11 protein-coding genes are annotated in these 14594 nt (G+C 43.0%); 9 read left to right on the top strand and 2 right to left on the bottom strand.

All coding sequences use genetic code 11. The features are described from left to right. Window positions 1-34 precede the first annotated feature (34 nt). Complete coding sequence (locus AC58QC_RS07215; RefSeq protein WP_497414506.1) at window positions 35-2377, bottom strand: SpoIID/LytB domain-containing protein; 2343 nt, start codon at window positions 2375-2377, stop codon at window positions 35-37. A gap of 419 nt (window positions 2378-2796) precedes the next feature. On the opposite strand from AC58QC_RS07215, the gene AC58QC_RS07220 reads away from it, so the two are divergent. From AC58QC_RS07220 to AC58QC_RS07230, 3 genes are all read left to right on the top strand, one after another. Continuing rightward, window positions 2797-3249, top strand: a complete 453-nt coding sequence (locus tag AC58QC_RS07220) for a DinB family protein (protein ID WP_497414507.1) — start codon at window positions 2797-2799, stop codon at window positions 3247-3249. A 413-nt stretch (window positions 3250-3662) separates the two neighbouring features. Then, on the top strand, window positions 3663-4358 hold the full coding sequence (locus AC58QC_RS07225) for a carboxypeptidase-like regulatory domain-containing protein (RefSeq protein WP_497414508.1): 696 nt from the start codon (window positions 3663-3665) through the stop codon (window positions 4356-4358). A gap of 659 nt (window positions 4359-5017) precedes the next feature. After that, window positions 5018-5731: a DUF975 family protein gene (locus tag AC58QC_RS07230; RefSeq protein WP_497414509.1), complete on the top strand. Its 714-nt coding sequence runs from the start codon at window positions 5018-5020 to the stop codon at window positions 5729-5731. Between the two features lie 292 nt (window positions 5732-6023). On the opposite strand, the gene AC58QC_RS07235 is transcribed toward AC58QC_RS07230, so the two are convergent. Further along, window positions 6024-7112, bottom strand: a complete 1089-nt coding sequence (locus AC58QC_RS07235) for a M24 family metallopeptidase (protein ID WP_497414510.1) — start codon at window positions 7110-7112, stop codon at window positions 6024-6026. Window positions 7113-7324: 212 nt separating this feature from the next. On the opposite strand from AC58QC_RS07235, the gene AC58QC_RS07240 reads away from it, so the two are divergent. The 6 genes from AC58QC_RS07240 to AC58QC_RS07265 all read left to right on the top strand — a co-directional run bounded on the left by AC58QC_RS07240 (window position 7325) and on the right by AC58QC_RS07265 (window position 14465). Then, window positions 7325-8155 carry a vWA domain-containing protein gene (locus AC58QC_RS07240; protein WP_497414511.1) on the top strand — a complete coding sequence of 277 codons (831 nt, stop codon included), beginning with the start codon at window positions 7325-7327 and terminating at the stop codon, window positions 8153-8155. An 11-nt stretch (window positions 8156-8166) separates the two neighbouring features. Continuing rightward, window positions 8167-8928: a hypothetical protein gene (locus AC58QC_RS07245; RefSeq protein ID WP_497414512.1), complete on the top strand. Its 762-nt coding sequence runs from the start codon at window positions 8167-8169 to the stop codon at window positions 8926-8928. A gap of 14 nt (window positions 8929-8942) precedes the next feature. Then, on the top strand, window positions 8943-11153 hold the full coding sequence (locus tag AC58QC_RS07250) for a protein kinase domain-containing protein (RefSeq protein WP_497414513.1): 2211 nt from the start codon (window positions 8943-8945) through the stop codon (window positions 11151-11153). Window positions 11154-11345: 192 nt separating this feature from the next. Next, window positions 11346-11522, top strand: a complete 177-nt coding sequence (locus AC58QC_RS07255; protein ID WP_497414514.1) for a hypothetical protein — start codon at window positions 11346-11348, stop codon at window positions 11520-11522. A 179-nt stretch (window positions 11523-11701) separates the two neighbouring features. Then, a complete protein-coding gene (locus AC58QC_RS07260) occupies window positions 11702-13396 on the top strand; it encodes a M3 family oligoendopeptidase (protein ID WP_497414515.1) in 1695 nt (564 codons plus the stop codon). Window positions 13397-14063: 667 nt separating this feature from the next. Then, complete coding sequence (locus AC58QC_RS07265) at window positions 14064-14465, top strand: DUF2569 family protein (RefSeq protein ID WP_497414516.1); 402 nt, start codon at window positions 14064-14066, stop codon at window positions 14463-14465. Window positions 14466-14594 lie beyond the last annotated feature (129 nt).

Consider the following 14594-nt stretch of genomic DNA (forward strand, 5'->3'; position numbering starts at 1 on the left):
TTTTCAATTGTTTGAAAGGCCGTTTGATCTCTTGTTATTTATCTTTATCATTATCTTTATCATTAAAGTTACCGTGTATTTTTACAGATATGGCAGGACTCGTTACGCCTTCATAGGAGGCGTGGACGCTCACATCTCCCTTATCTAATGTAAGTAACTCATAGCTAGAAGTAATCGTTGCTAACTGTGCGTCGCTTGATGTGAAAACGCTGAATGCAGTTAAGTCAGCCGTGCTGCCATCTGCATAAGTTCCGATTGCTTTAAGCTTAGCCGTTTCACCGGTTTTCAACTTCTCTGGCAATCCCGTAATTTGAATGCTTACAGGTTTGGCAGGTACGACCTTAACCTCTATCTGAGCGATTTTACCGTTGTAAGAGGCTGTCACCATGGTACTGCCTGCTTTAAGCGCAGTTAAGTTACCGGTGGTGTCGACAGCAGCAACATCGGGTGCACTTGAAGTAAAGTTCACGCCAGAAATAATGTCAGCACGGGATCCATTGGTGTACAGGCCGCTCACTAGCAGCAGGGCAGATTCTCCAGCTTTAAGCACACTAGGTCCATTTGCTTCAATACGGGTTAAGATGAGGTTGCTAGTGTTGTAATTATGGAATTGCATGTTAGGGTAATAAGCATTCAAGATCCTGTCATAAGTCCAGCCCATTCCGCCAAGCATCGAGGCACCGAATTGGCTCATCCCTACACCGTGACCGTTGCCCCCTCCAAAGAAGGTTACGCCTGTCGCAGCACCGTTAGCATCTCGCGTAATGTCAAAAGTAAAGAAAGCGGAGTAGAGGATGCTTGGATTTTTAAGTGTTGCACTTGGGTCATAATCAGCAGCGCCGCCTTTAGCCCGATAAGCTAAAATGTCGGGTCCTCCGGTATAAACTTTACTTGGTCGTATTGTAAATCGGATATTGAACTCTTTAATGATCTTGTATGTCCCGGTACTGCCTTCCACTACAAGTTCTGTGATATTGCCGCCTGCACCTCGTTTGGCAACGTACATGTTTTTGAAAGATCCAATTCCTTCGGCAGGGATGGGTAAGCTTTGAAACGAACCGTCTGCTGTACGGGTGAGTATGAAGTTAGGGTCAGCCGTATACCTCAAGCCCAAGTTGGCATTGATCGTTTTTTCTAGTTCCTGATGGGTTAGACCCACTTTCCAACGGAAATATAAGGAATCGGAGTCGTAGCCTTTGTAAGCCAGATTTTTGTAAAAAGCTCCTACTGCCGCTTCATCTCCGGTATTCATTTGGTATAGCTTGCTGCTGTCAGCCAAATCGAAGGTGTAGCTGCCTGCTGTTAAATACGGAAGCGGAGTTCCAGGGAACTTATTCGTAATGACGTCTGACCAAACTTCATGCTTGGAAGCGCCGAAACCGCCTGAAGTTGAATAGAAGCGTGCGTCAACCAAGTCTTGTCCGCTCATCATGATTTGACCAGCCGTCTCGTTGATTGCTTGCGTAGTCAATGTATTCTCTGCTGAATTGTTATACACTTGGCTAAGTGTGCTGTCATCAATATGAAAACCTTGTTCGGCGAACCGGTTGGATAAATAATCAGTCAGCGCATACGTTCTGGCTGCCACGGCTTGTGCCTTCAGTGCCTCCAAACCAAAACTGGCAGGCATTTCGCTGGGAACGACCTGATATAAGTATTCTTCCATGCCTAGTTCATTAACTACGCGCAGCTTATCTTTGTCAGGGTTCAAGAATAATTCCATGACACCTCGGTATTGCGGAGGTGTGCTTGGTGCTCTTTTTATAGAGGATATTTCTAACTTCTGTGCAAGGTTGGTAGGTACTGCATAGAGTCTATTAGAGGTACTGTATAAGTCTGCGCCATTCACAGTTACTTTCATTTTACCGTTGTCAGGAGTAACGGAAAGCAAGCTTCCAGCTGAAATGTCAAAAGTATGATTAGCAATTTTATCCGTTAACTGAAACCCTTGCACCGATTTGAGATCTACTTTGGCGTGGTTCAGCTGAGTCGTATCCGCAATGTTGGAAATATCAACACGAATCCCTACACGCATCACGTTCATCGGAGTTTCGCCTTGAAGGACAATCCGGGCAATTTGCCCAGCTGTATTTTTATAAACTTCGGCATTTTTCGCTCCGACCATGACATCGCTTAAACTTTTGGTAAACCATTGTCCATTCATATTTTGAAAGACATCCGTATGATCAGCTAACGGAAGAGTGCCTGCGAATTCTAGCTCCAACGTATGATTGGTTAGATTTTTTGATTGGACCTTTTCCTTCAGCGGGGACAGCTCAATCGTCTCACCATAAGCAATTGATAAAGCGCTTACAGATCCGAACGCCAAAAGCATGCAAAATATGAAAATAAAAGGGCGGAAAACAAATGATTTCATTTCTTTAGTTCTCTCCTTCGTGTTACCGTATTTTGAAATAAAATTTCACGATGAACGATTATTGATGAGGGTTTTTGGAATTTTATTTCAAAACCTAGTATAACTGGGATTCTTTCACATGCCCATATGTCCCAAATACTAGAAATGATTCGACAAAATTAGGGAAATAGGTCTGATGTAACGAAAAAAGAAGCCTAAACCAATGTTTTACTTGAGATAGGCTTGCTTTTATTTCCTAGGAAATCTGAAGAAGTGCGACCATATCGGAGACATCTAATATTTTAAGATCGGGATCTTTTAACAGCTCCTTGGCAGCTTCCATACGCACTTTGGTCACAATATCGAACAAATGTTCTTTACCCGTGCATCAGTTAAGGATATAATTAACATTAATTTATAAGTTATATGGGAGGATTAATATGGCTATTAAAGAACTACTGAACTATGGAAAGATAATCGAAGAACTATCGAGGTTTAAAGAGCTTGATGAACATCGTTTTCTCGAACCAATTAATGAAGGCAAATGGTCAGTTAAGGAAATAATAGGCCATCTATTTTATTGGGATAAATTCATCCTGGATAAGCATATTCCATCGATGGATCAAGGAACTGTATTAATCTCATTTCCCGACCATGATGAGCATAATAGTGAGGCTATTCAATATATCAGTGCTTTTAAAACAACTGGCTCTTTAATAGATGAGTTTGTTGAGAAAAGAAGACAGTTGATTGAAACGATGTCTGGAATCGATAGTGATGTAATATTTACAATTGGTTCAGGGAAACGGCAATTTACAATTGGAAAATATCTAAAGATATTTATTGACCACGACAATCATCACCTCAAACAAATAAAAGAACGATTGAGCTAACGCAGAACGATAGTGAATGAGCCTGCTTTGCGGCGGGTCTTTTATTATTCATTCAAGTAACGTGCAGTATTGCGAGTCACTATTGTTTATTAAGAATGTTGAAAAGTCGCCATTTTGGCGGCTTTTTTGCACTATTGGGCAGATCCGCGTCATCCCAGTAATATCCTAATTTTATCAATCAGGGGATCCGGAACCTAAGCACCTGATCTACGAACCGCATACCCTACAATTGTAGTTGATTTCCGATGAGCAGGAAGAGTGGAAGTAAATTGGAATTGAGAGTATATGAAAAATCCTAATTAAGGAGGAGTTCGTGATTGAGAAGGCGCATTCTGGCACTAGTATGCATTCTAACTCTCGTTGGACTTTTATTTGCATGTTCAAATTCAAATCAGGATGGAGTTGGGGGTCAAATGGGTACGGGATACGGATCCAAATCGGAGAAAGTTGAACCATTTGTCGTAAAAGGCAGAGCGATCGATTCCTCAGGAAAACCTTTGGCAGGGATCAAAGTGTATGCCGAAAATCAGTTTAATTATCTTAGCTATGTAAGTGCTGTGACAAATGTAGATGGTTATTATCGTATTGAGCTTCCGGAAGTAAAGGCTACTTGGAAAACGTATAGCGTATTTGCGTTTAATTTAAATGGTAGTCAATATAGCATCAATTTAACATCACAGATTGTTGATCCGTTCGGAACAAGTGCAGGAGCCATTCGTAACTTTGTTTATGATCTCTCCAAGGGAGTCGTTCAAGTCGGCTTAGAGATTGGGGTAATAAGTAATTTTGACTTGAATAGTGTCGTACTGACGCTTACACCACTTGGCCCATCCCAACTTGGAGGAAGCGGGGGTACTCCCATTAGTTCTCTTGTAGCGCCCCTTCAATCAGGGGTAGGGCTAACAGGGGTAGGGCTAGAGCGTCTTCCCCTTGGCAAATATAAGGCGACTGCCCAGTACTTTGTAAATAATAAACTAACTCCGTTACTTATTCGCCAAAGAAACACGGGGCAATACGCGGAGTCTGTTAATTTTGATTTCCTGCCCGACGGCCCAAACTTGCTTATTGTTAAGCTCCAAGTTATTCCTCCGAATGGCATTAGAAGGTGAAAATTTTGAGATTAAAGGATTAATGACGATGTTCAAATACTGGTGTCATCCAGAAACTGAACAACGGGGCTATGATAATAGCCTGTTGCTTCCATAACAATGGAGGGACGCATCACGCATCCTTGCAGCTGATTCCACTCCCTTAGAATACGTATAAATCATGGACTAATATTGAACGTTGGTGAATTCGTGATTTGAAATGGCAAAAATCGACAAATTTCACGGATAATCTGTGTTATAGTTTTTTTTTAAGTCATAATACAATTTTTATTGAGTCGACTTGTAGGTATATTAAAATGTAATACCAAATTTATTATAGAAAGGAAAAGGTGGCGTATGACAATGTCTCAAATATCTGACTATGTATTTATGGGCTCTTTAATTATTTTAATTATCTCAGTATTTATATATGGAGGTTCAAGCGGTATGAGTCCTCGAAGTGGTGCTCACACTGTCACGGATTCGTCTTCAATTATAGATTTGCAATTGGATGATAAACGAAGAAACAACTCCAACTATACCAAAAGTTCGATTAGAATTATTAAAGCCCCTTTATTCTGGATAGGAATATTAGGGGGAGTAGTATCCATAGTATTATCAAAATTCCAATAATTGTATTTTTTTACTGAAGTAATATTCCAGGTGAATTGAGGACTAACATGAACGTGAACCAAGAAAATTATTATTACAAGGATTCATCGGACCTAAGGGAATTAGCAAGATGGAGTTTGAGAGAGAACTGGGCTTCAGCGCTGCTTATTACGGCGGTTGCGAGTTTGTTCGGTCCATTGACGGGTCCTGAGGCGCACTGGCTCTTAGACCTTGCAGGCTTTCTAATAGGTGGTGCTCTCTTGCTAGGCTCTGTGCATTATTTTGTAAAACTGAATCGAGATAAAAGTGCACAGTTCACTGATCTATTTTACGGATTCAAACAATTTGTTTCTTCATTTCTGACTTACCTCCTGTTCATACTTTTCATCCTGCTATGGACACTCTTACTCATAATACCAGGTATTATTGCATCCCTTCGTTTTGCCATGACCTTCTACATTTTGAACGATGAGCCAGAAATAAAACCGCTTCAAGCCATTAAACGCAGCTCGGAAATGATGAAGGGGCATAAATGGGACTTTTTCAAGCTTCACTTGAGCTTTATAGGCTGGTATCTACTCGCGATTATTGGTGGATTTATTACTATTGGATTGCTCCCAGGGGTAGATATGGGGGACCCTTATTGGAGTGGTGTCATTATATCCGTATTCATACTTCCTGTCGTTACCTATAGCTCAGCCGCTTCAGCTGCATTCTATGTCAATCGTAAAGCCGTGCAGCAACAAGAAGGTGCATTTTTGCATCAAGCCCCAGTTGAATAAAATCCTGTCTTGCAACCGTTTTACTAGTAGTACATATATGTCATTGTCCACATAGAAGGGTGACATGCGAAATGGTGGGGCAATACTAGAAAAGAATATCACTTTAGCAAACGCATTCTCTGATTGTTCAATTAACGGAAAATTTTAGTTCAATAAACAAAAACCAGTCTAACACTTTATTTTCGTGTCTGGACTGGTTTTTGTTTTGGTTTCATGTATCAGTTTAAAACTTTTTATGGTTAGCTGTGTTTCCGGAACAATCGATCGGTTAGCTCCTGTCTGGATACCTCCGTTACCCGATGACGGTAAGTCCCTTCGGGAACGACGTCAGCACCTCGACGCCGCTGTCCGTGACGAGCACATCATCCTCGATCCGCACGCCACCGACGCCCGGCACGTAGATGCCCGGCTCGATCGTGAAGACCATGCCGCTGCGCAGCAGCTCCTGGTTCTGGCCGTGCACGGACGGATATTCGTGCACATCCATGCCAAGACCGTGCCCGAGCCGGTGCATGAAGTACGTCCCGTAACCGGCGTCGGCGATGTGCTCGCGCGCCGCGTGGTCCAGGCTGGCCAGCGTAGCGCCGGGGCGAGTCGCTTCAATGGCCTGCAGGTTCGCCTGCAGTACCGTCTGATAAATTTTTGCCTGCTCTTCCGAAATATCGCCTACCGCGAACGTTCGTGTAATATCCGATGCATATCCATCCGCATAGACGCCGAGGTCGAACAAGAGCAGCTCCCCTTCGCGGACGGCCCGTGAGCCCGGAACGCCATGCGGTAGCGCAGATTTCTCGCCGGTCAGCACCATCGTCGAGAAGGAAGGTCCGCTCGCACCGAGCTTCTTCATCTGGTACTCCAGCTCCGCCACAAGCTCAATCTCCGTAACACCAGGCTTCACCTGCGCGATGCCGGCGCGCAGCACATCCTCGATGATCCGCACCGCATGCTTCATGCGCATCACTTCGTCCGGAGTCTTAATGACGCGCATCTCGCGCAGCGGCCCGTCGATATCCGCATAGACGGCTGCGCCGACCGCTTGGCTAATTGCCTCGAACCGGCTAACGGTCATATAGTCCTTCTCCAGTCCCAGCGTCCGGACGCCCGCCGGCATTAGCTTGCTGAGAACTTCGTACGGGTTATCGGTGTCCGTATGGGTATGGATCTTCTTCACGGACGATGCGGCTTGCGCCGCTTCAAGGTCCAGAGCCGGTACGATTAGCAGTGGTTCGGCTCCGCGCGGAATCAGCAGACCGAGAAAACGCTCATGCGGGTCGCTCGCAAACCCGGTCAAATAATACACATGCTTCGGCATCGTAATCAGTACGGCATCGATCGCCCTCCGATCCATATATGCAGCTAGCTGTTCAATACGAGTATTCATTAAATCAATCAACCGTCCTTTCGCCGTTTAAGGATAATAAATAATCGCATCATAGCGAACGATTCTTATCATTGTTCCTCCTATGATTTAGAGTCCATACATCTTTCGTTATTTAGCTTTCCCAATCCTGCCCAAATTTTTTTCTATAAAAGCACAAATCTTCATTCCCACCGGAATATGATTAACTATGTACAGGATTAAGGAGGAAAACTATGTACTCAGCAGAAATCAGCCGCTCCAATCCGTCTTGTTTTCTCTTTATTATTGATCAGTCCGGTTCCATGTCCGACCCTTTCGGAGCTAGCACCAAAGCCGATAGTGTATCCGATGCCATCAATCGGTTATTGCAGAATCTCATTATAAAGTGTGCGAAGTCGGAGGGGATACGCGATTACTTCCATGTTGGTGTGATCGGCTATGGCGCCAGTGTTGGGCCGGCCTTCGGTGGCGTACTTGCCGGAAAAGAATTGGTACCGATTAGTGAAATCGCGGATAATCCGTCAAGGCTGGAAAAGCGTCTGAAGAAAGTGCCGGACGGTGCTGGCGGTATTGTTGATCAAATTGTAAAGTTTCCAATCTGGTTTGATCCAGTCTCGAACGGCGGGACACCCATGTGTCAGGCGATGAATACCGCCTATACCATTCTGAGTCAATGGATCAGCGAGTATCCTCATTGTTTTCCGCCAGTGATCATCCATATTACAGATGGAGAATCCACCGATGGAGACCCGACTTCTGCCATGGAACAAATAAGAGCGCTGGCTACGGATGATGGGAACGTCTTTCTATTCAACTTGCATATTTCCAGCAGACCGAATGCGGTTAGTGTGAGTTTCCCGGAAACCGCGGATGGGCTGCCTGACCAATTCTCGAGGCTGCTCTACGAAGGATCCAGCAATCTAACGCCATTTATGATGTGGGTGGCCAATCAGGAGCATCAATTGAATCTTTCGGACGGAGCAAGGGGATTTGTCATGAATGCAGATCTAACCCTTGTAGTCCAAGCGCTTGATATCGGTACGCGTCCCGCCAATCTTAGATAGGGGTTGCTATGGTGCAAATTGCAAGTGTATGTTTTTCATTGCAAAAGGCGGGAAACCGCAAAGAGGAATATGAAGATGCGTTCAACACCAGCGTTTTTGTGAATAACGATACTGCGTATCATCGATTCGCCATAGCGGATGGGGCTAGTGAATCCTCATTCGCTAATATATGGGCGGGTTTACTCGCTGGCTATTATTGCAACGGGAAAATGGATAGTCATCAGCTCCACAACTCCATCTCCAAATTGTCCAAAGCTTGGAAGAGAAAGCTAAATACCAAAGACCTTCCCTGGTACGCTCAAGAAAAGCTGAACAGCGGGGCATTTTCTACGTTAGCTGGAATTACTTTTCGTTTGACGGATACATTGTCAGTAGAGTTTGATGCGATTGCGATTGGTGATAGCTGCATGTTTCAAATTCGGGATGAACAAATTACACACTTTTTTCCACTGGCTTCCGTCGAGGATTTTCATAATAGACCGATTCTCATTTCGAGTAACGGAGCTTATAACCTTCATCTTAAAGCATCGGTGAAAAATTGGAGAGGTACCGCTCAAGCGGGAGACTCCTTTTGGTTAATGACCGATGCCTTGGCCTGCTGGACTTTGACTCGCTTCGAGGAAGGCACCAATGTAATCAAGCAAATACACGGGTTAGCCTGTGAAGATGACTTTATCCGGTTGGTGGAGGCAGAAAGAAAGCTAGTTCGCCGCGACGGCAGCTTTTATCTAAGGAATGATGATGTTACTTTCATTCGAGTAAATCTTTTTTAAGGGGAGATGAGGCGATGTTTTGGCCCACTCCACAGGATTATAGGGAAGCGATTCAAAATCCGCACATTTGTTTTCAGGACCCGGAGCTTCAATCCGGACTCCCTGAATTGGATAAGCTTGGACTCCCTCGCCCTATTTCGGGCAGCTTCGCCAGTGTTTACAGAGTCAAGTGCGGACAGACGGAATGGGCGATCAGGTGCTTTACCAATTCTGTGAAGGATCAGAAGGAGCGTTACGATGCCATCAGCTCGCATTTGAGCTCAGTGAATCTGCCGTATATGGTCCCTTTTGAGTACCTCTCTGAAGGTATAAAAATAAATGGCAATTGGTTCCCTGTCGTAAAAATGCAATGGGTTGAGGGGGAATCACTGCTTTATTACATCCAAAGAAATTTGCATAGCGTTGAAATTTTAGAAGGATTAGCAAATCAATGGCTAAAAATAATTAATGAGCTGCACATGGCAAACATTGCGCATGGGGACCTGCAGCATGGCAACATATTGATTCACAGGGATGAAATTATTCTGATCGATTATGATGGCATGTATGTACCAGGCTTAAACGGCATGCTAAGCAACGAGCTCGGTCATAGAAATTATCAACACCCCGGAAGAGTCGTAGAGCATTTTGGGCCATACATCGATAACTTTTCAGCCTGGGTTATTTTGATTGCAATATTAGCCGTTAGAGTGGATGCTTCGTTATGGAATTCGCTTGGCGCGGGAGAAGCTGAAGAAAGTCTCCTCTTTCGACAAAAAGATTTTGTCTCCCCTGGCGAATCACGCGCTTTTGAATTACTGGAGCTTGTTAATGATGAAACGTTACGTGCTTTGGTAAACTGCTTTCGTGATGTCATGGCATTAGAAGTGCCGAATGTGCCAAAGCCCCCTGATCCCGAATCACTGGTTAATGCTGTTCATCACCCAGTCGTCTCTGTCTCTTCTGTCTCTTCTACCTCTGCTGCCTTCGCAACGAAATTAATTACTTATCTAACAGCCTTCTATGATAAGTTCGCTAATAAGAAGCGGCTAGCCGTTGCACAATCCCAACCGGAAACATTGGATCCTGTTGATTCGTCGTGGGTACTGGATTATCTTACAGAGGAACCAAGGCCATGCAGGCCTCTGCCCACATTTGGGCTCGTTTTGGAAAGAATCGTTTCATTCTTGGTCATAGCCACCACGGCATTGGCTACAACTTTTATGTACGGAAAGGCTCCGATTACAGGTTTAGCATCCTGCACTGCTTTGGGTGTAGTTGTTGAATTTGCCTTTTTGAGCTGGCGTTATGTGAAGCTTCCCACTGTTAAGGAAAAAAGAACCACGTCTGAAAAAATAAAGGAGCTTCAAGGTGCAGCCTCCGATCTGACAAGAGAATTGAGCAAAATAAACTATATCAAGCAAAATCTCCAACAAATGGAAGAAAACAAGATTAATGATATATTACAAAGGCAAAGGGAAGTATCGGAACGAGAAAAGAATGAAACCGAAGAAGTGGAGAAGGAACTCTGGAGTCATATAAGCGAAATCGCTAGTGAAAGACAAACCATAGATCAGGAGGAACATACCGAACTTGCCGGCTTATTGGCTTCATTCCGAAAAACTTGGCTGGAAGATCAATTAAAGAAGCATACGATTAGCAAAGAAAAAATACCGGATATTGACGATGAAATCAAACGGCGTTTAAGATCAAATGGAATTCGTACTCCGGCTGATTTTTTGGATATTAATATTTTTCAGTCCTATGGTCGTAAAAAAATTGAAAAGGTATATATGATATTAAAAAATGGGGGTTCTGTTCATATAGATTTGAGTCCATCCCAAGCGAAAGCACTAGTAGAATGGAAAAAAATGATAGAGCGCAAGTATAGACCTAATATCCCCCAATCCATTCCTCCAAGTGAAATCGCTGCCTCAAAATCAAAATTTAACGACAGGAAATCAATATTAAATAACGTAGAACAAACTTATAAAACAAGGGCACAGGACCTGATATCTACCATTAAGCAAACATATAGTCCGGAGCATGACCTCTTAAAGAGGGAAGAGGATGCCGCCAGAATCAACCTGAATAACGAGCTCAATCAACTCGACAAGGAGATTTTTGAAATAAATAAACATCTTTTAGGGGAACAATGGGAGCTTAACCATTTGAGCAAGCAAATGGATTCTTTTAAGGACATTATTTTCTTGAAATTCTTAAGGAAAGTATTCCTTTTTATTTGAGAAAAATGCTTTAATATGCCCTTTTAAATATAAAACTTAGACCCTCAGCCCGTTGCTGTGGGTCTCTTTTTTGCTATTCCAACATAAAGAACAATTATAAGTGATATTATATCATGCTTATTAAATTCCTAATTATGGTAATATAAAACAAGGACATGTATTATTCTGTTCCTTGGGGGAGGGCAATTAAGTATGTCAGATGAGTTAAGTAAAGAAATATTAAAAGAGCTAAAGAAATTAAACGAAAAAATTGATAATTTAAATGAACCTAAAGGGCTGTCGACGTCAATGAAGGTTGTTGCATTATTTTTGGGTTTCGTAGTAATAGGTCCTTTTATAACGTTACTTTTATCTCGTTTGTTCAACTAATGGAAAACGTTTGTTCAAAGTTAAATATGAAATAAACACCAAGTGTGGGAGGGTACATACATGTCTATTTCATTGGTATATCCGAAGCAAAACCTGCCGGATCGGCTTTTTTATGCTTCTAAAACCATTTCCATATATTATAATAGGATAATATGTATAAGAAAGGATGCTGATCAATAATGAAGTTTGACGAATACCGTTATGAACGCCCTGATGTAGACAAATTTAAACAGGAATTCACCGCTCTGCTGGGGAATCTGAATGACGCCGCAGCTTTGGCAGAGCAGAAAGCTTCCGTTATCGCCATGAATAAGCTTCGAAGCGAATTTGATACGATGCAGACCTTGGTCAGCATCCGGCATTCCATCAATACGATCGATGAGTTTTATAAAGCCGAACAGGATTTCATGGATGAAACCGGACCGGTCGTACAGGAATACATAACGGAGTATTACAAAGCACTTGTCAATTCCAGGTTCAGAGCCGAGTTCGAGAAGGAATGGGGCTCGCAGCTGCTCCAGCTTGCCGAAATCTCGCTTCGCACGTTTAGTCCGGAAATCATCGAAGATTTACAATTGGAGAACAAGCTGTCAACGGAATATTCCCAGCTCATTGCTTCCGCCAAAATCCAGTTCGAAGGCGAAGAACGCACCCTGCCTCAGCTTACTCCGTTTGAACTGTCAACTGACCGTAATATGCGCAAGAGCGCTTCCGAAGCCAAATATAACTTTATGTCCCAACATGAGTCTGCCTTTGACCGGATTTATGACGATCTCGTCAAGGTTCGTGTCCGTATTGCGAAGAAGCTGGGATACAGCAGCTTTGTTGAACTCGGTTATGACCGTATGATGCGGACTGACTACAATGCCGAAATGGTGGCCAACTTCCGCAAACAAGTTCTGGAGCATATTGTCCCTGCGGCCCAGAAGCTTAAGAAAAGACAAGCCGATAGGCTGGGTCTGGTTGAATTAAAATATTACGACGAGAACTTTAACTTCGAATCCGGCAACGCGACACCTAAGGGCGATCCCGATTGGATTGTCGCGAACGGAGCGAAGATGTACAAAGAGCTTTCACCCGAATCGGATGAATTTTTCACCTTTATGCGGGATAACGGGCTCATGGATCTGGTCAGCAAGAAAGGAAAGCAAAGCGGCGGCTACTGTACCTTTATCAGCGATTACAAAGCTCCGTATATTTTCTCGAATTTCAACGGAACCTCCGGGGATATTGATGTTTTGACCCATGAGGTGGGCCATGCCTTCCAGGTTTTCCAGAGCCGTAATCTGGAAGTGCCGGAATACGCATTCCCTACCTATGAAGCGTGTGAGATCCATTCGATGAGCATGGAGTTTATTTGCTGGCCATGGATAGAGCTGTTCTTCAAGGAGGATGCTGCGAAGTACCGGTTCAACCATTTGGCGGACAGCTTGCAGTTTATTCCTTACGGAGTCGCGGTCGATGAATTCCAACATTATGTATATGATAATCCGGAGGCAACCCCTGCCGAGCGCAAGCGGTTATGGCGGGAGATCGAGAAGAAATATTTGCCTCATCGCAACTATGACGGCAACTCTTACCTGGAACAGGGCGGATTCTGGCAAAAGCAATCCCATATTTTCCGGTCGCCTTTCTATTACATCGATTATACATTAGCCCAGATCTGCGCCTTCCAGTTCTGGAAACGTTCGAATGAAGATTTCAAATCCGCATGGAGCGATTATTTGCGGCTTTGCCAAGCGGGAGGAAGCCAGTCCTTCCTTAAGCTGGTAGAGCTTGCTGGTCTCACCTCGCCATTCGAGGATCATTGCATCGGCTCCGTCATCGGAGACATTGAAGGCTGGCTGAACGGTATTAACGATAAAGCACTGTAATATGCGTTAAAAACCGCCAAGCATAAGGATATCCATTGAAGTGACCCCAACAAGTTAGACACTATATAGTGAGGCTGCCTTTAAGGCATGGGTTCGATATTGTATCGGGCTCATGCCTTTTAGTTTTGACTTATTTAATGGATCAGAAGTGCGTCGCCGTCATTTAAACGCTCAAATGCTATATCGAGAATCCTAGAGACAAGGGAATAGCCATACGGCCCTGGGTCCAATTGTAGTTAGATGTGAATCGAAGAGGCGTTTCAGCAGCGGGGAAGATTCAGCCGGACACATCCGCACCGACTAAGCGCACCGCGCCCGGTAACGGTCAGATTAGTTTAACAGTTGACTATTTATTGTCCCTCGTGATTAATCCGAAAATAAACAGGACAACCCCAATAAGTGGAATTATTACTTCAAATAGATGCAATCTTAGATGCATATTGTTTTGAACGTAATACATAAGTACAAAGAGAAAAATACCTGATAGCATTAATTTGTTTGATGGCATTAGTTAATCACCTCAGTCCAAGTTTATCATATTGTATGAATGAATGTTAAGCTAACGGAGTACGAGAGTAGAATTACTATTAAGTAGCTTGGCAGACTAGTCTTCCGAATTATGGTAAAAATAGATGTAGACCGAAAAAACCAGACTAGGAGAGTCAACATGCAAGAAAATAAGAAAAACCTATCAGGAATCAGAGGCTGGCTTCTATTCTATGTGATTTACTCAATTGCTGGAGTTCTGATCAATCCATTTTACATATTCAAGATGATAGAGGCACTAGAATGGAATGTTATAAGTGTATACGATTTTGTTTCTTACATTTTAATAGAAGTTCTATTTATCATATCTCTTTTTAATTTGTTAAAGAAGAACAAAAATGGACCATCGATCACAATTAAAACCGAATTAGTATTGATACTAATTAAAATAATTGATTTCTATTTCTCAAATAAAGAAATATATGATGCTCTTCAGTTAATGCTAATAATTATTGTAGGAATATTATGGATTTTATATTTTAGATATTCGAAACGAGTAAATACAACTTTTTTCTCTAAATAGACGATCGAAACAAGGCTGCCGGTGGATCGGTGGCCTTTTCAGTTTAATTTTAAACATTGATTCTTTCGTTTAATTTTTTACTGACTAATGGGAAAAAGATGCAAGAAAAACTGTAACTATTTGATGAAT

The organism is Paenibacillus sp. J22P51 (assembly GCF_059692215.1).